19 protein-coding genes are annotated in these 20966 nt (G+C 38.6%); 2 read left to right on the plus strand and 17 right to left on the minus strand.

Annotated elements, in window-relative coordinates; translation table 11 throughout:
- Positions 1 to 74: 74 nt before the first annotated feature.
- From ACYVJ6_RS07500 to ACYVJ6_RS07510, 3 genes are all read right to left on the minus strand, one after another.
- A complete protein-coding gene (locus ACYVJ6_RS07500; protein ID WP_460693432.1) occupies positions 75 to 1772 on the minus strand; it encodes an ABC transporter ATP-binding protein in 1698 nt (565 codons plus the stop codon).
- Complete coding sequence (locus ACYVJ6_RS07505; protein WP_460693433.1) at positions 1772 to 2482, minus strand: 3'-5' exonuclease; 711 nt, start codon at positions 2480 to 2482, stop codon at positions 1772 to 1774. Before ACYVJ6_RS07505 ends, ACYVJ6_RS07500 begins: the two co-directional genes overlap by 1 nt.
- Before the next feature lie 126 nt (positions 2483 to 2608).
- Positions 2609 to 4003 (minus strand): arginine decarboxylase, encoded by a 1395-nt coding sequence (locus ACYVJ6_RS07510; RefSeq protein ID WP_460693434.1) that lies wholly within the window; start codon positions 4001 to 4003, stop codon positions 2609 to 2611.
- A 175-nt stretch (positions 4004 to 4178) separates the two neighbouring features.
- Here ACYVJ6_RS07510 and argS point away from each other — a divergent pair, with 175 nt between their 5' ends.
- A complete protein-coding gene (gene argS, locus ACYVJ6_RS07515) occupies positions 4179 to 5945 on the plus strand; it encodes an arginine--tRNA ligase (protein ID WP_460693435.1) in 1767 nt (588 codons plus the stop codon).
- A 3-nt stretch (positions 5946 to 5948) separates the two neighbouring features.
- Here argS and bioD read toward each other — a convergent pair whose 3' ends face one another.
- From bioD to ACYVJ6_RS07555, 8 genes are all read right to left on the minus strand, one after another.
- Positions 5949 to 6563, minus strand: a complete 615-nt coding sequence (gene bioD / locus ACYVJ6_RS07520; RefSeq protein ID WP_460693436.1) for a dethiobiotin synthase — start codon at positions 6561 to 6563, stop codon at positions 5949 to 5951.
- Complete coding sequence (locus ACYVJ6_RS07525) at positions 6556 to 7677, minus strand: aminotransferase class I/II-fold pyridoxal phosphate-dependent enzyme (RefSeq protein ID WP_460693437.1); 1122 nt, start codon at positions 7675 to 7677, stop codon at positions 6556 to 6558. Before ACYVJ6_RS07525 ends, bioD begins: the two co-directional genes overlap by 8 nt.
- Positions 7678 to 7743: 66 nt before the next feature.
- Positions 7744 to 8106, minus strand: coding sequence for a hypothetical protein (locus ACYVJ6_RS07530; protein ID WP_460693438.1), 363 nt, complete (start codon positions 8104 to 8106; stop codon positions 7744 to 7746).
- A 110-nt stretch (positions 8107 to 8216) separates the two neighbouring features.
- Positions 8217 to 8564 carry a hypothetical protein gene (locus tag ACYVJ6_RS07535; protein WP_460693439.1) on the minus strand — a complete coding sequence of 116 codons (348 nt, stop codon included), beginning with the start codon at positions 8562 to 8564 and terminating at the stop codon, positions 8217 to 8219.
- Between the two features lie 12 nt (positions 8565 to 8576).
- Positions 8577 to 8963, minus strand: coding sequence for a hypothetical protein (locus tag ACYVJ6_RS07540; protein ID WP_460693440.1), 387 nt, complete (start codon positions 8961 to 8963; stop codon positions 8577 to 8579).
- A 112-nt stretch (positions 8964 to 9075) separates the two neighbouring features.
- Positions 9076 to 9420 (minus strand): hypothetical protein, encoded by a 345-nt coding sequence (locus ACYVJ6_RS07545; RefSeq protein ID WP_460693441.1) that lies wholly within the window; start codon positions 9418 to 9420, stop codon positions 9076 to 9078.
- Positions 9421 to 9552: 132 nt separating this feature from the next.
- Positions 9553 to 9948 carry a periplasmic heavy metal sensor gene (locus ACYVJ6_RS07550; protein ID WP_460693442.1) on the minus strand — a complete coding sequence of 132 codons (396 nt, stop codon included), beginning with the start codon at positions 9946 to 9948 and terminating at the stop codon, positions 9553 to 9555.
- Between the two features lie 74 nt (positions 9949 to 10022).
- Positions 10023 to 10799, minus strand: a complete 777-nt coding sequence (locus tag ACYVJ6_RS07555) for an XRE family transcriptional regulator (protein WP_460693443.1) — start codon at positions 10797 to 10799, stop codon at positions 10023 to 10025.
- An 84-nt stretch (positions 10800 to 10883) separates the two neighbouring features.
- Here ACYVJ6_RS07555 and ACYVJ6_RS07560 point away from each other — a divergent pair, with 84 nt between their 5' ends.
- The gene (locus ACYVJ6_RS07560; protein ID WP_460693444.1) at positions 10884 to 11243 is read left to right on the plus strand and encodes a GIY-YIG nuclease family protein; all 360 of its coding nucleotides are present in this window, start codon (positions 10884 to 10886) and stop codon (positions 11241 to 11243) included.
- Here ACYVJ6_RS07560 and msrB read toward each other — a convergent pair.
- The 6 genes from msrB to ACYVJ6_RS07590 all read right to left on the minus strand — a co-directional run bounded on the left by msrB (position 11230) and on the right by ACYVJ6_RS07590 (position 20962).
- The gene (gene msrB, locus ACYVJ6_RS07565; RefSeq protein ID WP_460693445.1) at positions 11230 to 11706 is read right to left on the minus strand and encodes a peptide-methionine (R)-S-oxide reductase MsrB; all 477 of its coding nucleotides are present in this window, start codon (positions 11704 to 11706) and stop codon (positions 11230 to 11232) included. The two genes, ACYVJ6_RS07560 and msrB, sit on opposite strands and share 14 nt — an antisense overlap.
- 72 nt (positions 11707 to 11778) lie before the next feature.
- Positions 11779 to 12390: a fasciclin domain-containing protein gene (locus tag ACYVJ6_RS07570; protein WP_460693446.1), complete on the minus strand. Its 612-nt coding sequence runs from the start codon at positions 12388 to 12390 to the stop codon at positions 11779 to 11781.
- 51 nt (positions 12391 to 12441) lie between these two features.
- Positions 12442 to 15588 (minus strand): tolB protein precursor, encoded by a 3147-nt coding sequence (locus ACYVJ6_RS07575; RefSeq protein WP_460693447.1) that lies wholly within the window; start codon positions 15586 to 15588, stop codon positions 12442 to 12444.
- A 63-nt stretch (positions 15589 to 15651) separates the two neighbouring features.
- On the minus strand, positions 15652 to 17967 hold the full coding sequence (locus ACYVJ6_RS07580) for a penicillin-binding protein 1A (protein ID WP_460693448.1): 2316 nt from the start codon (positions 17965 to 17967) through the stop codon (positions 15652 to 15654).
- A gap of 95 nt (positions 17968 to 18062) precedes the next feature.
- Positions 18063 to 18401 carry a TfoX/Sxy family protein gene (locus ACYVJ6_RS07585; RefSeq protein ID WP_460693449.1) on the minus strand — a complete coding sequence of 113 codons (339 nt, stop codon included), beginning with the start codon at positions 18399 to 18401 and terminating at the stop codon, positions 18063 to 18065.
- Between the two features lie 5 nt (positions 18402 to 18406).
- Entirely contained in the window at positions 18407 to 20962 is a 2556-nt protein-coding gene (locus ACYVJ6_RS07590; RefSeq protein WP_460693450.1) for a GH92 family glycosyl hydrolase, read from the minus strand.
- Positions 20963 to 20966: the final 4 nt, after the last annotated feature.

The raw sequence follows: 20966 nt of genomic DNA on the forward strand, positions 1-20966 counted from the left end.
ATTTATGCTAAAGATAGCTATAATGTATTAAGTTAGATATGTTGAGTTGTTATGTGAAGATTAAGACAACTATCTTATAAACGCGGAATGGCATCAATAAGTTTTTTAGTATACTCATTTTGTGGGTTATTGTACACTTCATCAGCATCAGCTATCTCCACAATTTCTCCCTGGTTCATTACCATTATACGATCCGATATATGCTTAATAACAGCCAGATCATGCGATATGAATATATAGGTTAAATTAAACTCCTGCTGTAACTTGCGAATTAAATTAAGTACCTGTGCCTGCACAGAAACATCAAGCGCCGAAACGGATTCATCGCAAATAATAAACTTTGGTTGCAGGGCCAGCGCACGGGCAATAACAATACGCTGCCGTTGACCACCCGAAAACTCATGAGGATAACGGTTAAAATGCTCAGGTAATAAATTCACTCGTTCCAATAAATCCATTACCCTTTGCTTACGACCTATATTATTATTATAAAGTTTATGCACTTGTAATGGTTCCATAATGGATTCGCCAACCGTTAAGCGTGGATTTAAAGCGGAATAGGGGTCTTGGAAAATAATTTGTATATCTCGCCTTATATCGCGCATTTGGCTTTTGTTAACCTTGCAAAGATTAGTTCCCTCAAAATATATATTGCCTGCATTGGGCTCTATTAAACGCAATATACTTCGCCCTAAAGTAGTTTTGCCACTTCCTGATTCGCCAACTAAGCCCAAGGTTTCACCAGGGTATACATCAAAGCTTGCGTTGTTTACGGCTTTAACTACCTGGGTTGTATTTCCTAATATGCCGGAACTTATAGGGAACCATGTTGATAAACCATCTACCGTTAAAATAGGTTGCTGTTTATATAGTTTTTTCTTCCGTTCCGATATTTCTGATGCAGGGTAATGGTATTTTGTTCTGATCTGTTCAACATCTGCCGTGGCATTGCCATTCATAAAGTCAGCTATTATTGGCAATTTTTTTAAATGATGTTCGGGCGATGGACGGCAGGCTAACAAGCCCTTGGTATAAGGGTGCTGCGGTTTTAAAAAAAGCGTATCAATACTTGCCGATTCTACTATATCTCCACCATACATCACCAATACATGATCGGCTACCTCACGTATAACACCCAGGTCGTGCGAAATGAATATCAGGCTCATTCCGCGTTCTGCCTTTATTCGTATAAGTAACTCTATTATAGTCTTTTGTACAGTTACATCTAAAGCTGTTGTTGGCTCATCTGCAATCAATATTTCGGGATTACAGGATAATGCCATTGCTATCATTACCCGTTGCTTTTGCCCACCTGATATTTGGTGAGGGTAGCTATCAAATATGGCTTCAGGGCGTGGTAGTTGCACCTCGTTAAATAGCTTGATGGTATGTTCTTTTGCCTCGTCTTTACTTAATCCTAAATGCAATTGTATCGCCTCCGTCACTTGAAAACCACAGGTTAGTACCGGATTTAATGAGGTCATGGGTTCCTGGAATATCATGGCGATACGGTTACCACGTACCCGCCTCATCTCGTCTTCAGAAAGAGTTAGGAGTGGAGTGTCTTCTAAATTAATATTGCCGGTAATAATCGTTTGTTTTTCATCTAACAAACGCATAATGGCTAATGAAGTGACAGACTTGCCCGAACCTGATTCGCCTACTATACCAATGGTTTGGCCTTTGCTTAAAGTAAATGAACTGTTTTTAACTGCATCAAATAAACCATTTGGTGTTTTAAACTGGATATGCAGGTTAGTAATTTGCAGCATCAGGATCCCACTATTACAACATCTTCTTCATCTATTAATTCTTCGCCACGGTAGCGCCTTAATAATTGTGCAGTAGCTACCACATCTTTTTGGCAATAGGTGCATATACGGTCAAGCTGGTTATCTTTCCAATATACCGAACCCACCATGCTGCCGTCAATATCATCTTTAGGAGTAGGGATATCAAATATGGCGGTTAGCAAATTTAACGAGGTGAAGTTTTTGTAATCGCCAAATTTCCATAGTTCCATGGTATCTAAATGGTTTACTTCCCATGGCTTTTTACCTGTAATTTGTAATTGAGGCGGAAATTTCATGCCATGTATCAGCATACGGCGGCAAATGTAAGGGAAATCAAACTCCTTACCATTATGGGCGCATAAAATCAGGTTTGGCGACTGCTGACTAAGCAATTTTGCAAAGCCTTCTAATAATTCCTTTTCATTATGCGAGGCGAAGGATTTAATACGCAGGCCAATATGGTTTACGCCCGTAAATATGCCAACAGATATACAGATGATCTTACCAAACTCGGCCCATATACCCGCACGCTCGTAAAAATTTTCGGCAGTTTCTTCTTTACGCTGATTAACGGTTTTGAGATCCCACAGCTTTTTAAGGTTATCCGGCAATTGCTCATGATCACTGTATTGAGGTACAGTTTCAATGTCAATTACCATTATATTATGCAGGTCGTAACTTTCAAGCATTAATGTAAGCGTTTACATGCAATATAGTTATAAACCTTGTCATTTCGAACGTAGAGAGAAATCTATACATTGTATTACTAGCGTGTGTATAGATTCTTCGCTACGCTCAGAATGACAAAGGCGAGATTAAGTCGTATACCCTAATATCTTCAATACCTGCTTACTATTCTGCTCTTCGCCAAAAACTTCAAAATTGAAAGTCTCATCGCGGTTGCGGCGAATAATAACATGCTTAGGAGATGGCAGCAGGCAATGGTGTATACCACCATATCCGCTTAATACTTCCTGGTAAGCACCTGTATTAAAAAAGCCCAGGTACTGTACCTTACGGGTTTTAGGCATAAACACACTGTTCATATGTGCTTCCTGATTGTAATAATCCTGACCATCGCAGGTAATACCACCCAAGTTTACACGCTCATATTCGGCATCCCAGTTGTTAACAGGTAACAAAATGTATTTTTGATTTAACGCCCAAACATCAGGCAGGTTGGTAATGAATGATCCGTCCAACATTAACCATTTTTCACGGTCATTTTGCTGTTTACGGCCCAAAACCTTATAAAGTATACCTGATGCTTCAGCAACGGTGTATTTACCAAACTCGGTGATAATATCCGGTTCAATGGTATCGTTTTCGGCACAAATTTCTTTTATACGGCTCACTATCTCGTTGATCATGTATTCATAATCAAAATCAAACACTAATGAGTCTTTAAACGGCATTCCGCCACCAATATCCAATGTATCTAAAGCCGGATTAACCTTTTTGAATTTACAGTATAGGGTTACGTATTTTTCTAACTCGTTCCAGTAGTATGGTGTATCAGAAATACCCGAGTTGATAAAGAAATGTAATAGTTTTACCTGGAAGTTGGGGTTCTTCTCCACCTTGTTATGGTAAAAATCAATCACATCTTCCATACGCACACCTAAACGTGAGGTGTAGAACTGCGAATCCGGTTGCTCTTCTGCCGCTATGCGGATACCCAGGTTACATGGGGTAGATAGTTCAACTTCATCATCATACAGGTTAAATTCCTCTTTATTATCTAATACCGGTATGATGTTTTTAAAGCCATCATGCAGCATATCAATAATATACTGTTTGTATTGAAAGGTTTTAAACCCATTGCAAATTACAGTCACATCTTTTGATACCGCGCCTTTTTTCTCTAAAGCATCAATCATCGGCATATCAAAAGCTGATGATGTTTCCAGGTGGATCTCGTTTTTCAACGCTTCCTCCACAATATGTTTAAAGTGCGAGCTTTTTGTACAATAACAGTACTTATAGCTGCCGCGATAATTGTTTTTAATTATAGCCTGCTGAAATAACAGTTTTGCCTGCTGTATTTTTTTTGAAATAATAGGCAAATACGTAAAACGCAATGGAGTGCCATACGTCTCGATCATCTCCATCAGGTTCAGATCATGAAAGTATAATTCGTCCTCAATAATCTCAAAGCCTTCCTGCGGGAAGCCAACACTCAGATCAAGAAATTCCTGGTAACTCTGCATTAATTAAAATTTAATAATTTTTTGGCAAAAATGTGATTTTAAAACGGAATAAACAGCTATTTATTAACGAAAAATTATAGCTGTAATGTAATTTGTTTAATAAGCTGATTACTAATAACCATCAACTGTCAATTATCCCCTAAAAAACTATCGGCATTTTGATTAATTTTGACGGATGAATTTTATTGTTGATGCTACCGTTAAAGCGGTTAAACATTTATACCAAACTGATATAACAGCAGATGTTGTGGGCCTGCAGGAAACACGTAAAGAATTTGAAGGGCAGGTTACTATAGTTACTTTTCCGTTTACCAGGTTTTCAAAAAAATCGCCCGAGCAAACCGCGGCAGATATAGGCGAATACCTTAAAAATGAACTTAAAGAGGTTGCCGATTTTAACGTAATTAAAGGCTTTTTAAATATATCATTAGCTGATAGTTATTGGCTAAATCAATTATATACCGACATTTTAACCGACGATTTTGCCGTAGCCAAACCCAATGGCAAAAAAGTAATGGTGGAGTATTCTTCGCCTAACACCAACAAGCCTTTACACCTGGGCCATGTGCGTAATAATCTGTTAGGTTATTCAGTATCCGAAATTTTGAAAGCAGCGGGATACGAGGTTATAAAGGCCAATTTGGTGAACGATAGGGGTATACACATCTGTAAATCAATGCTGGCCTGGCAAAAATTTGGTAATGGCGAAACCCCACAATCAACCGGCGAAAAAGGCGACCATTTGGTGGGTAAATATTATGTGCTGTTTGATAAAGAATATAAAAAGCAAATTGACGAGCTAAAAGCGGCCGGACAAACCGAGGATGAAGCTAAAAAGAACGCGCCCTTTATTAAAGAAGCCCAGGAAATGCTGCAAAAGTGGGAGACAGGCGATGCCGAAGTAATCAACCTTTGGAAAACCATGAATAGCTGGGTTTATGAAGGATTTAACACAACATACAAAAAACTGGGTGTTGACTTTGATAAGTTCTACTATGAATCGGACACTTATTTATTAGGTAAGGATATTATTGACGAGGGCCTGCAAAACGGAGTTTTCTTTAAAAAGGAAGATGGTTCTGTTTGGATTGATTTGACTGCTGATGGGTTGGATGAGAAACTGGTATTGCGTGGCGATGGTACTTCGGTATATATTACCCAGGATTTGGGCACGGCACAATTAAAATATGATGAGTATAAAGTAGACCAATCCATTTATGTAGTGGGTAACGAGCAGGACTATCACTTTAAAGTGCTGTTTTTGATACTGGATAAACTGGGCAAGTCATGGGCCAAAGGCTTATACCATTTATCTTATGGTATGGTTGATCTGCCATCGGGTAAAATGAAATCGCGCGAGGGTACGGTGGTTGATGCCGATGACCTGATCAATGAAATGGAGCAAACCGCCAAACAACAAACCGAAGCTTTAGGCAAGGTTGATGGCTTTAGCGAAGCGGATAAAAACGAACTGTACCATACCATTGGTATGGGTGCCTTGAAATACTTTTTACTAAAGGTTGATCCAAAAAAACGTTTGCTATTTGACCCTAATGAATCGGTGGATTTTCAGGGGCATACCGGACCTTTTATACAGTATACACACGCGCGTATTAAGTCGGTACTAAGCAGGGCAGAGTATATAAATAATACTAATATTACAGCATCATTACTGGCTGATGTTGAGCGCGATCTGATCGTTACTTTAACTCAATATCCGGGTACAATAACACAAGCGGCTGAAGGGCATAACCCTGGCATTATCGCCAATTATGTATATGAGGTAGCCAAGGTTTATAACAAGTTTTATCACGAAAAATCTATCCTTCAGGCTGAGGATGAACAGACCAAACAATTCAGGTTACAACTATCTGCGGCAGCAGCAAAAGTTATCAGCAATGGTATGGGTTTATTAGGGATTAATGTGCCGGAGAGAATGTAAGCTTTAAAGCGTTATATAATCGCCCGCAGTTATTATACTTACTTTATTAAGCGCAGTATATTGTGGAATATGACCTAAAAGCTTAAATCCGGTATACTGTAAAATAAAATCTTCTGAATAAGCATCCTTATCGCCATTAAAAATAATACCCGCTACTGGTATTTGGTACTGTTTTAATGCTTGTGCCGAAAGTAGCGTGTGATTTATGCTACCTAAGTAGTTTTGTGATACCAGCACCACTTCGGCATTTAATTGTTTTATAAGGTCTATTATCAAAAAGCTATTATTTAAGGGAACCATTAAGCCGCCTGCACCTTCAATAATTAAGTTATTATTTGTTTGTGGTAATACAAATTGCGTCGGATGTATCTCTAATTCATCCAACGCAGCAGATTTATGGGGCGAATAAGGTTGGGTTAGCTTGTAGGTTTCGGCATGAAATACAGAAACCGTATTGCTTACCAGGTTTTTTACTTTTAAGGTATCGCTATTATCCAATTCACCAGACTGCACCGGTTTCCAGTAATCGGCTTTTAGTTTTTCGGTTAAAATAGCCGATACTATGGTTTTACCAATCCCTGTACCAATTCCTGTAACAAATAAATTTCTTTTAGCCATTATGATATTGATTGATGGTACTAGCTAACAACGCTATTTCTTCAGCTGTGTTATAAGCATGCAGGCAAATCCTTATCCTTTCCAATCCCTGCGGAACGGTAGGGCTTAGTATAGCGCGCACATCTAATCCTTTGTTTTGCAATTCTGCAGCCATTCCCCGGGCTTTTTCATTGCTTTTTAGCAGGATGCACTGGATAGAGCTATCACTTCCTATCAACTCAACATTATTAGCTATTAAGATTTTAAACAAGCTGATATTGCTTTTTAATTGCTCTATTACTTTATCAGAGTGCTTTAACAGTTCATAAGCCATTTTTACCGAAGCCAGTTGATGAAAAGGAGCGGCCGTGGTATAAATAAACGATCTTGAAAAATTGATCAAATATTCCCTTAACAAATTACTACCTAAAACTATAGCACCGTGACAGCCTAAAGCTTTGCCAAAAGTGACAACCCGGGCAAATACTCTTTCCTGTAAGTTCAAACGATTAATTAACCCGTGTTTATATAAACCCACAGCATGTGCCTCATCTACTATTAAGTGAGCGTTATATTTTTCAGTCAGGGTAATTATATCTAAAAGGGAAGGTGTGTCCCCATCCATAGAGTAAATACTCTCTACGGCTACATAACAAATGCCTTTAGCCTGCATTAATTTGGCTTCTAAGCTCGCCAAATCATTATGCCTAAAAGTATATCGGTTAGCATAGCTTAAGCGGGTACCGTCAATTATTGAGGCATGTATCAGCTCGTCGGTAATTATTGTATCCCCACGTTGGGGTAAGGAAGAAAATAAACCCAAATTGGCATCATAGCCCGAGTTGAAAATTAACCCGGCTTCGCTATTATGATAGGCAGCTATTTGTTTTTCCAGATCTTCGGTATAAGCTAAATTACCCGATATCAACCTTGAACCTGTTGAGCCATTTAAAACTTGATGATATCTTAAAATTTCCTTATCTGTAGTGTTTTTTAAATTGATTGATCGTGCAAAACCCAAATAATCATTTGAACAGAGATCCACTAGGTTATTCTCCGGCTTTAGCGTACGGTAGGCACCAGATGCTTGTCGTTCTGCCAGTTTTTTTTCGATATATGTTTTTGCTGAACTCATCAATTTTGGCTAAAATAAAAAAAGCCTCCCGGATTTTGGGAGGCTTTTAATGAAAGTGGAATTTTATTAATTCTGTGCCTGTTGAATTTGCTTAAATCTCTCGTTCTGTGCATCAACGTCTTTTTGAAAAATAGCAGCCTGTTCAGGGGTTAATACTTTTTTAATTTTATCATTAGCTATTGTGTAAATAGGTATTATCTTTTTTAATAGGGCTAGCCTATCGGTACTTTTCGCATTCATCCTTATGCTATCAATTGTTTTAGCACGAGCCTGGTATATAACTGTAACCTTAGCAGCCTGGTCATCATTTAAAGTTAATTGGGTTTTTAAAGCCGCTACTTGTTCTTCGGGGGTTTTCATAGGGCCTTGCGCAAAGCTAACTGCACTTACGCCTATAGCCAATAAGGCTATTAATATTAATCTTTTCATAATCTGGCGGTATTTAGTTGGTTTATTTTTTAAGTTAGCAATTATTAATTATATATACAAAAAAAAGCCTCCCGGTTTCGGGAGGCTTTTTTTAAAAAGTAGAATTTTTATTAATTCTGTGGCATAAATTGTTTCATTCTTTCTGCCTCTTCATCCAATTGCTTTTGATAAATTTTAGCTTGATCAGCAGTTAATAATGCTTTGATTTTTGCATTATTTGCAGTTCTTAAAGCCATAAATTTAGGAAATGCATTTTGCATGTCTCCTGACTGAAATAAACTATCTGCACTTTTTGACTGAGCAGTAATAATTGTTTTTACCTTAGCTACTTGTGCATCAGTTAAAGTTAATGACGTTTTTAATGCCGCTACTTGTTCTTCAGGGCTCGGAGGGCCTTGTGCTAAGGTTACAGTGCTTACGCCAATAGTCAATAAGGCTGCTATTAATATTTTTTTCATGATTTTAAAATATTAATTCTGACCTTGTTGGAATTGTTTCATTCTCTCGGCTCTTTCATCCAATTGTTTTTGATAAATTTTAGCCTGATCAGCAGTTAATATTGCTTTAATTTTAGTGGCTTGATCGTTTTGCATTTTAGTAAATGAGGCCATCATAGCAGACATATCGCCACCACCTTGCATACCGCCACCGGCAGCCATTAAGCTATCTCTGGTTTTAGCTTGAGCAGCAAAAATAGCTGTAACTTTTGTTACCTGGTCAGCTGATAATGATAATGAGGTTTTTAAAGCCTCTGCTTGTTCAGCCGGAGTTCTGCCAAAACCACCCGGGCCACCTTGTGCATAACTTGCTGCGCTTACGCCGATAGCCAATAAGGCTACTAATAATACTTTTTTCATTTTTTTAAGATTGTTTTTAGGGGTTATTAAGTTTATAGCTTGAAATTATAAAAAAAAATTAAATAAAAAAAGAAACCCCGATAAATCGGGGTTCTTTTTTGTAAAAATTTAATTAGTTACGAGGAGCGCCACCGCCTGGACCACCAGGACCACCGCCACCAAAGCCCCGTTGTGGGATTGCATCAAATTGTTTTTGTTGGTCAGCAGTTAATAATGCTTTTATTTTCGCACTGGTTTCAGTTCTCATGGTTTGCATTGCCGGACCCATTGCTTGAAAATCGCCATTAGCTGCAGTCCTTAAGCTATCTTGTTTTTTAGCCTGTACAGCATAAATAGCTTTAATTTTAGTTTCCTGGTCAGCAGTGATACCTGTAACAGCACCTTTTAAACGCTCTAATTGAGCTTCAGGAGTTCTTCCTGCGCCACCGCCGCCCGGGCCACCTTGAGCAAAGCTCATTGCACTTGTGCCAAGTGCTAATAAGCACACTAGTAAAATTTTTTTCATTGTTTTAAATTTATGTTTGGTTTTATAATATGTATGATGAAGATAACAATAAAAACCCTGATTATTCAGGGTTTTTATTAAAAATTAGTTACGTGGAGCACCACCACCTGGGCCACCACCAAATCTTGCACGTTGCTCATCTAATGCTTTTTGCCAAGCTGTTGCTTGTTCAGCTGTTAAAACTGCTTTAATTTTTGCCTGGTATGCAGCAGTAATAGGGGCCATTTTTTCTCTCATAGCGCCACGATCGTCACCTAAGGCTGTCATCAAACTGTCTCTGCTTTTTGCTTGAGCTTCGTAAATAGTTTTCAACTTTGCAGACTGTGCATCAGTAATGCCGGTTACTTGAGTTTTTAAACGCTCAATTTGTTGCTCAGGAGTACCGCCGCCGCGCATACCGCCGCCACCCGGGCCACCTTGAGCAAAACTAATTGCACTTGCTCCAACTACGAACAAGCACACTAATAATAATTTTTTCATCTTAAGTTATTTGTTTGGTGTTTTTTAAGTAGGATAAAGATATATGCTAAAGGTTTAACTAGGTAACATGTAACTTAATTGTTGCCTTGCTGCAAATTGGCTATTGATCGCTGCATTTGTGTCATCATAGCAGTTAAACTTTCCATGGTTGGCTCGGGTGGCGGTGTAGGCAGGTTGGTAGATATGTAAGCTTTGGCTTTCCATACCTCTAAAATATCAGTTCCATCTATTTCATAAGCATCATATATGGGGTTATCTGATACCAGTTTAAGCTTTTTGTTGTCCTTATATTTATTACCAATACGCTTATATACTACGCCCTCGCTTTGTGATAATATTACATAGGTTTCGTTTTGTTTAATATCTGCCCAGTTCTCTACATATTCTGCTATTATAGTAGTGCCCGATACCAGCGGCAGCATCGAATCGCCTTTTATTTCAAAAGCACGGTAGGTACCTTGTTTAAACATGGGTAAATAAAACTTGGGTAACTGTGCCACAAATTCAGGGTCGGCATAACCATTTAAGTAACCCGCACTGGCCTTCATTGGTACTAACTCAATATTCTCGTTATCGTCTTTATCTACAGATATAGATAAGATACGCAGGTTATCACCGCTTCCTTTTGGCTTCGGTACCCATTTATCGTTAATGTTCTCGTTAATAAAATCATCAACAGATACATCAAAAAAGGCTGCTATTTTTTTTAGCAAATCGTATTTGGGGTCAGCACGTTCTTCTTCATAAGCCCCTACAAGCGACCTTTTTATACCTAATTGATCAGCAAACTGTTGCTGGGTTAAACCCTTCTTTTTTCGAAGATATTTAATATTTGATGGAATTTTTGACATAAAAATTTGGAATTGCTAAAATTATTAGTATTTTTATGCTCATAAAATTAGTAATTATTTTTTAACCAACGAAATTTATTTAAAATGAAACGCTTTATATACTTAATTACAGACAGAAACAGGAATACCCTACATGTGGGATTATGCTCGGACCTATTAAAAACCTTAAAATTTTATAGCGAAATGCCAACCTTATTTTTTGACAGCGCGCAACAATTAAACCGTTTGGTTTATTTTGAAGAGATAAATACCGAGGAGCAGGCTATGGAGCGTTTTAAAATGGTGAGTACTTACACACGTCCCCAAAAAGAAAAAATGATCAGATCTGTTAACCCTGATTGGGTAGACCTGACCATTGGCTTAAATTATGAAAGTAACGTAAGGATGCGCCCGCAATTAAGGCCATCAATAGCTACTATGCGCAGGGCAGTTAAGGCTGCTTAATAAATTTTAACGCGCCCGAATTCATGCAGTATCGTTTGCCGCCCCGGTTTTCAGGGCCGTCATCAAATACATGGCCCAGGTGTAAGCCTGTACTGGCCTCGATTACTTCGTCGCGCACACCGTAGCTATAGTCTTTTACTATTTTTATTTTTTTCATGTCTACGGGTTTAACAAAGCTTGGCCATCCCGTACCGCTATCAAATTTATCTTCCGAGCTAAACAACACCTCGCCGGTGGCTGCGCTTACATATACACCTTTTTGGTGGTTGTCATAATATGCATTCTGGAACGGTGGTTCGGTGCCACTTTCTACCATTATATGGTAGGCATTAGCACTTAATATTTTTTTCCACTCCTTAGCGGGTTTACTTAACCTTTTTTCGTTGGCTTGCCCGTTACTGTTTTCGCAACCCAAAAAGGTAATTGTACATAGTACTATTATTGCTAAAATTGATCTTTTCATTTTTATACCATTATTATTATAACTCAAATTACGTAAATAATATGTTATTGGTTTGTCATCAATCAGTCTGCTTTACAGCCGTTTTTTAGGTTGCAATACCGTATCTATAATGTTAAATAAACCATTGTTTTGTTTAATTCCATCCCTGGTTATTATAATTTGGTGGCCTGTTTCATCAAGCAATACTAATCTATTATTATCATATTTGGCATATAACCTACCGCCGGATAAGGTGGTAAAAGTGGCCAAACCTGTTTTATCATCAATCTGCTTAGCCATGTCTCCTACAGTTAGTTTGCCGGGTATAGCATGGTAGGTTACCAACGCAATTAGTTGTGGTAAATTATCTTTCATTAATAAACTATCGATCCTGCCTGCTGATAGTTTAGTAAATGCCTGGTTATCCGGTACAAAAACAGTTATAGGCCCACGACTCCTGAAAGTTTCTGTTAAACCGGCAGCATCCATTAATTTATAAAATTTGCTAAAATTTTTAACCATGGTTAGGTTATCGGCAATATAATACCCGGTGTTTAAGCCCGTAGCCGGGTCAATATCTTTTGATTGCGGTGGTTTTATAGGATCTCTTTTGGTGGTATCCAACGGCGTAATAGGGGCGTTGGGCGATTGAGCTAGCAAATTACCAGAAAAAAATATAAATATAATTAAAAGCAGTTTGTTCATGTTGTTATATAGAACCTATAACTATCATATAAAGCAATAGTTTTAGTAATATTACCATCCAGGCGTAAACCCTAAACCAAATACAGGTTTATTAACATCAGTACGGTTAAACGGAATAGCGAAGTAAGGTTCCAATACAAAATATCCAAACAAATTTACTCGTAGGGATATACCCGCACTCAAAGCAGGCACACGCTGGTTGGTATTATATATAGCATTTCCGTTTGAATCAGTACCAATACGGTCGGGGGCCGATTGGAATTTCACCTGATTACCACCGCTCCAGGCTAAGCCAGCATCAAAAAACAAGTTCAGGTCTGAGAAAAGAAAGCCTGATTTAATTTGAGATAATTTTTCGGGGCCGGTAAAAGGTAAACGCACCTCAAAATTAGCTACCGCGGTACGGCTGCCTGATAATTGATCTATAGTGAATCCATTACCGGGTTTAGTTGTATTGTTATAAAACGTTTGTGCTTCATAACCGCGTATTAAAAAAGGATAGCCTAAGAATATTGGATATAACCCGCTTGCATTTCCAAAACGGCCATATCCGTATATACGTGCCGCGAAAGTAACCGGAGCTGCGCGCACATATTTACGTACATCAACTGTTGGGGCAAAAAAATTATAGGAGCCGAAATTATACTCTGCCTGTAAACGGTAGCGGTAACCACCCAATGGGGCAGCCACTCCCGAAAAAGAATCGTCACCAACTAAGGCAGCGCTGCCCTGGTAAATAGTAAAAGGCCTTAATAACGTACCTGCATTGTACGGATCATTGTTATAGGCATCATTTTTAATATTATTCCGTTGGTATGATAATAGGTTACCACTACTATCATAATAAGTGCTATAACGATCTATACGGTAATAATACATAGCCGCGCCACCACCAAATTGCAGGCGTGTAGTACGCGAGATAGGATAGGAGGTAAACAAAGCCACCTGATCCTGAAATATTCGTATCAGATCAAGCCGCGTTTCTATAGCCGGGATGTTTTGATTACTACTGTTAGTAAATGTAGCCGGTACATTTTTATAGGTAGCAAACTGGTAGGGGATATGTGATATACCTGCGCCAAAGTTCCATCGGCTTTCCTGTTTAATATATTGTATTTGTCCGCCAAAATCATATATCTGCCCATTTACTGCTAACCCGCCAATTATCTGGTTACGGCCCAAAATATCGCTAAATATACCCTGTACACCGCTGGCTAAACCGGCACCAAAAGTGCTGTTTACACCCACGCCAACCCCGGTGCTTGATAAATAGTCCATTTTAAATTGGGGTTTATAAGGTATCTCGGTTATGGATGAGGTTGGTATTTTTTTATACGCCAGGAAGTTATTCAGGTTAGAGTTGATCAGGTCAACACCGGTAGCCTTAGCCGGCGGCAGCATAGCCGCATCAAAATTGGTTACCTGTGCATCAACAACAATGGGGGTAAACTCGCTTGCCTTGGCATTATATAAGGAATATTTTTGTGCGCGATAATAGGAATAAGCAATATCATCATTATTTGATATGCTTATAGCGGGAGAAAACTCGGTGATACCGCAAATTCCGGTAAAAAAGTCGGTCATTTGTTCAACCTTACCATCGCTTAGTGTGTAACGGTACATATTACGGAACCCATCGCGATTGGATAAAAAATATACCTGTTTACCATCTGATGAGTACTGAGGGTTTAAGTTATTAGCACCATTGAATATTTTAATATCTGTTATCTTTTTTGTTACTAAATCATACTCGGCTAAGTTAAAAGTGATATCCTGTGAAAGTTTAGTATCATAGGTAGTGCGGTCACTTGTAAAGATTATCTTTTTACCATCTCTTGAAAAGCTGGGCTGATAATCAGAAAACTTGTCATTAGTTAATTGGGTAACCTTTTTAGTATCGAAGTTGTATAAATACAGATCGCCTTGTCCCTCTGCCAAGCCCTGAAAAACGATATCCTTCCCGTTAGGTGACCACGATAAATTACTGAACTGCTCGGCTTTACCCATAGATACATCATCAACTACGCGGCTGCTGGCTACATCAACCACCACCATACGGTTGCGGCCTTTGTTAAATACACTAAAGGCAAACCGCTTTCCATCCGGCGACCATGCACCCGCCGATTCAAGGAAGTTAAACTCGTCAATATGTGTATTGGATATTTTACTCGTAAGCTTCTTGAGTATTTTCCCCGTTTTGGCATCTGCAAGGAATAAGTCTATAGCGAATAAACTCTTTTCGGATAAAAAAGCCAGGTATTTACCATCAGGGCTTAATGATGGCGCCAAATTCATTTTACCCGAGTTTTTATCATTTATAATAACTTGTCCTATTGGTTTTTGTACAGTATCTTTTAAAAATGGTTTATAAGTGGCTTCAATAGAGTTTTTCCATAAGGTTGATAAGGTTTTATCATCATAGCCAAATGTACGCCTTGTGCCGTATTGTAAACCAAAACGCGCGGTATTTTTAAAGAAAGGCATAATAACCGTATCGCCATATGTTGAACCAATGAACGACCAAAATGCCTGCCCATAACGATAAGGAAAGTATTTATTACTTTCGCTCAACTCCTTAACTGTAGGTATATCATTATTTAAATAAGCATCCCTTATCCACATGGCGGTGTACGCGTCTTTTTTTCCTAATGATAGGTATTCGGCCATACCCTCAATCATCCATAAGGGTAGGTTATTTATATTTTCATATGGATTATCAGCATTACCCAACAATATATGGTATTGAAAAGCGTGTACCAATTCATGTCCCAATACGTGTCGGGTCATTTGGTTATTTTCCATAAATGGCATAATAACCCGGTTTTTCATACCTTCGGTTACGCCGCCTGTACCTACTTCAATGCTGCCATCCAATACCGTAGTTTGCTGAAAATCGGGATGATTGGCATATAAAATAATAGGATTAGGCTTACTAAAAGTATCTTGAAAAACCTGCTGATGCAGGGTGTACCAAAGCTCGCTTTCCTGTGCGAAGCGTTTTATAGCGCTGTCATTCTTCAGGTAATGATATATTTCAAAGTGTGGAGTTTTGTAAACCTTAAAATCAAGTTTTTTATACCTTACCTTATTTTGCCCAAAATATTGCGCCTGTGCAGACAGACTAAATATTATTAAAACACCTATAAAAAAGACAACGCTTTTTATGGCTTTAGTAATAATAGGGTAGAGTTTACTCATATTTGGGTGATAAGAAGATTAGAAAGCTAATTTATAAAAATACCTTTATAATAACCTATTATGCTATAACTGTGGTGCAATTTTAGGCTCTGTGCCCAACGGAGGCGGCGATATCATTAAACTATCATTTTCTATCAGATACAAACTATCGTTTTCCAGCGTATCTCTTGCTAATCGTGGCGTTGGGCAATCATATTGCTTAGTTATTTTTGACCACGGTTTAGGGAAAGGCCCATACGTATAACCGGATTTAGGGTCGTTATAAACTTTTTCCATAAACCTGCCAAATATGGGCAATGCGGTATGTGAGCCTTCGCCGGTTTCGGACGTAGTAAAGTGTACACTCCGGTCATCGGCACCAACCCAAACGCCTGTTACCAAATCTTTAGTAATGCCCATATACCAGCCATCCACATAATCAGATGATGTACCTGTTTTGCCACCTATCTGGTTGTTTTTTTTCCACAGATCATATTCCCATAAAGCTTGTGATGTACCACCCGGTTCTTCCATACCGCCTCTAAACATATAAAGCATTAGCCATGCGGTTTCCTCACTTAGTACACGCTCGGTTTTCAAACTAAATTCTTCCAAGATGTTGCCATCCTGATCGGTTATTTTAGTAACCAGTAATGGGTCTATTTTTTCGCCTTTATTTAAAAACGTACTATAGGCGCGCACCATTTCATAAACCGATACATCATTTGAACCTAATGACACAGAAGGCACTGCTTTGAGCGGACTTTCAATGCCTATTTTATGTGCATATTCAACTACCTTATCCCAGCCCACTTTCTCTGTTACTTGAGCTGTAATGGAATTTACTGATTTACCCATTGCCCAGCGTAAGGACATTTCATAACCCGTAAAATTCCAATCGGCATTGTTAGGCTCCCAAACCTGTTCGCGGCCGCCATCGGTATATTTAATAGTTACCCGTTTATCTGTAAACTTATCACAAGGGGTGTAGCCATTATCCAATGCTGTTACGTAAGCAAAGGGTTTAAAAGTAGAGCCTGCCTGGCGTTTAGATTGGTTAACATGGTCATAATTAAAGTACTTATGATCAATACCGCCTACCCAAACCTTAATTTTCCCGCTTGAAGGCTCAATGGTCATCATACCGGTATTTAATATTCCGGCGTAGTATTTTATTGAATCAACGCTGGAGAATGTGGTGTCTTTTTCGCCATTCCAGGTAAATACCTTCATTCTTTTCGGCTTTTCAAAATAAGCGTTTATTAATGTAGTATCGCCATTGTATTTCTTTTTCAGCAACTTATAAATAGGTAAGCGTTGCTCGGCTTTTTGTATAAAGTTTACTATCTCATTGCCTTTTGAATCACGCCATGGATTTTTGTCACCCCAAAGATTATTAAAGCGCTTTTGCAGCATCTTCATTTTTTCGGCAACGGCCTCTTCGGCATATTGCTGTAGTCGCGAGTCAATGGTGGTGTATATTTTTAATCCATCTTCATACAGGTCATAATTATTATCTGTACACCATTGCTTCAGCCAACGCTCAACTGCCTGGCGCAAATATGAATCGCCGTGGTAATCTTTTTCAACATAAGCTAAATTAAGTCCGATAGGTTTTTTACTATAAACATCAAATTGGGCTTTGGTGATGTATTCGTACTTCTCCATTTGTCCTAATACTACATTCCTTCGCTCAACAGCTTTATCAGGGTTATTGATAGGATTATAAGTTGATGTTGCCTTTAACATACCAACTAAGGTTGCCGCCTCGGCAGGATTAACCTTATCAGGTGTTTTATTAAAAAGTTTAAGCGAAGCTATTTTGATACCGAAGGTATTATTGCCAAATGGAACAGTATTAAAGTACAAGGTCAGTATCTCATTTTTATTATAAACATGTTCAATTTTATAGGCGGTTATCCATTCTTTACATTTAAAAATTAGGGTACGTATCAATGGTATAAACCTGATCAATCCCTGCGATTTTTTCTTGCGGGTGCTGAACATATTTTTAGCCAATTGCTGGGTAATAGTGCTGCCTCCGCGTCTATCTCCTGTAGCAGTAGAGATCATACTGCCTACAAAACCCAGGTAATCAACCCCGCCGTGCTTGTAAAAACGCACATCTTCTGTAGCTACTAAAGCATTTATCAGGTTAGGAGATATCTCTTTATAATCAACCGGTGAGCGATTTTCGCGATAGTATTGGCCAAGTAATTTACCATCAGCATAATATACCTGCGAACCTACAGCTAAAGGTGGATTTTTAATATCCTGCATATCGGGAGAATAACCAAACAACCATAAAAAGTTTAATTCAATAGCACAAAAAAGAATGATTACACCATATATAAAGAAGACCAGGAATCTTAGGTACTTGTTTTGCAGACGTCTGAACATGCGGTAAAGATGTGAATTATTGGCTCAAAAGTAAAACCATATTACAATTACGTATCAACGCAGTTTTAACAATTTAATTACATAGGTCGCCTTTACTATTTCTTTTTGGTTGCCTTGGCACGCGGGTTAAAAGCCAGCGCAGCATTTATCCAATAGTCAAATTGCTGTTGGGTGCGCATAGCTTCCGGACCTACAAATACAAAATCTTTTAAGGGTTTGCCATTGCGTATCATACCACGGCAACCATTGGTCTCTAAAGCCTGTTCAAAGTTATCTGGGCCTATCCGGCATAACATTTCATCACCGCTGGCACAAAGGCACATTTTGCCATTTACCATAAAGCAAAGGCCTTTAAACATTTTCTTTTCTTCAACATCGGGCTGATCAACCAAAGCCTCACGTATTCTTTCTGCAAGTTTTTCGTTGTATGTCATATCAATTAAGGTTTATGTTCGGTCACAAAACTACTTTTACCACCTTTAACAGCAATAGCTTTAATAATTGTATTAGCCGGTGTGGAGACAGGCTTTGTATAAACTGCTGATGCCTTTGTAGGAGTAGAGCCATCTGTAGTATAATAAATTTTGGCTTCGGCATCACTGCTATGTATCTCTACCGCCACCGGAGGTGCAAAGGTTTGCAGTACTGTAAAATAAGGATTAGCTACTATTAAGTTATCGGTAATTTCTGATGTGGGTTTTTCCAATTCCTGGGTGAATAATTTATTAGCTAACCTACCTGTAAATACTTCAAATTCGCCGCCATTTTCAATGTTGTTATGGTTGATATAAAGTTTATTGTAAGCCTTTTTATTAAGGTTGATGCCTTGTAGATAAATATTATCACGGCTTATTGTGGCACCCGAATTAAGGATGGTAAATTTCTTACCGTTCTCTAAATTAACTACTGCTTTTGCGAATTGAGGTAGCCCAATTAAATATTGCTGCTGACCTGGTGCGATATTATATATACCCAACGCGCTCATCACATACCATGCCGACATTTGCCCGCAGTCTTCATTACCTGATAAACCATCGGGGTTAGCACTGTACATTTCATTCCTTATCTTATGAATATAATATTGGGTTTTATCAGGCTCGTCTGTGAAATTAAACAGGTACGCCATGTGGTGGCTGGGTTCATTACCATGTGCATACTGACCAATCAATCCTGCTACATCTTCAATTTTTTTTCCAGACACTTTGGCGGTAGTGGTAAATAGCTCATTTAGTTTATTTTCAAAATTGGCTTTTCCACCCATGTTCATGATCAACTCTTGTATATCGTGTGGTACTGCAAACGTGTATTGCCAGGCATTACCTTCGGTATAATTTTTATTAATTTCGGTAGGATCAAAAGGGGTGTACCATGTGCCATTTTTATTTCGGGCCTGCATAAACCCGTTTTGGCCGTTGTATACATTCTTCCAGTTTTGGGCGCGTTGTATATAAATGCTATAATCCAATTGTTTGCCTAACATTTTGGCCATTTGGGCTATGCACCAATCATCATAAGCATATTCAAGTGTTTTGGATACCGATTCAGGTTCATCAATCGGTACAAAACCATTTTTAGCGTATTTATCAAAGCTAAACTGGCTGCGGTTAGCAGCAATTTTCATGGCAGCAAAGGCTTCTTCAGCATTAAAATCGCGTATCCCTTTTGCATAGGCATCCACAATAACCGGGATGGAATGGTTACCTATCATGCAAAATGTTTCATCGCTGGCTAATGGCCATACTGGCAATGTGCCAGCCTGTTCGTTCATCGCTAAAAACGATTTAATGAAATCCGCCGTGCGTTTACGGTCAATTAACATTAATAAGGGGTGTTCTGCCCGAAATGTATCCCACAAAGAAAAAACCGTATAATAATTAAATCCCTGCGCGGAATGTATCTTTTGATCTAATCCGCGGTATTGGCCATCAACATCATTATAAATATTAGGCGCCAGCATACAATGATATAAGGCAGTATAAAAAGTAATCAGCTTGAGTTTATTTTGATCGGGACCTTTTCCTTTTTTAGTAGCTCTTGGTTGGGTAGCTAAAGGATTATAATTATAAGGCAGATCCATTAACGCCTGGTCGCCGGCATCAGGCGCACCACCTTCAACTTCAATTTTTGATAATTCAATATTCCAGGCGGCTTTAGCGTTTTTAGCTACTTGTTTAAAATCAAATCCGGGTACTTCTTTATCTAAATTCTTTAAAGCTCCCTCAGCACTTACTGAAGATATACCCACTTTAGCTATCACCTCGCCGGGAGAACCAAATTGCAAAGCCAGCTTAATGTTTTTACCATCAGCTTTACTTTTGCCCGATTGAGCTATATCATCAATAGCTATTATATGACTTTTAAATGGTTTAGAAAATTTAGCGTAGAAATAAATATACTGATCTTTCGCCCATGCTTTTGAACGGCGCATACCGCGTACTTCGTGATCATTAATAACCTCTATCCATGATTCAATCACCTGGTCACGGTGTTGCAGGTCAACAATAATATTAGCTTGCTGATTGTTTAGATATGTGTAATGATGCACACCAACGCGCGTTGTAGCTGTCAGCTCAGCATCAATATTATATTTATCTAAATGGGTTTTATAATAACCCGGTGAAGCATCTTCATTTTTTTTGGAAAAGCCCGAACTGTATTCCGTATTTTTAAATTTAGGTTCGCCGGTAGTAGGCATAAACAATATATCGCCGTAATCTGATATGCCTGTTCCACTTAAGTGGGTGTGCGAGAAGCCGTAAACCACACTATCCGTATAATGATATCCTGAACAGCCATCCCAACCGGTTAAGCGGGTGTCAGGACTAAGTTGCATCATTCCAAAAGGCAATACCGCACCGGGGTAAGTGTGGCCGTGTCCACCTGTACCTATAAACGGATCAACAAATTGGGTATAGTCTTTTTTTCTTTGTGCCGATGTGTCAAAAGAAAAAGCAAAAAAGAAAACAATTATAAAAACGCCCCTCAAATTTTTCATCACT

This window comes from Mucilaginibacter puniceus (genome assembly GCF_054783175.1).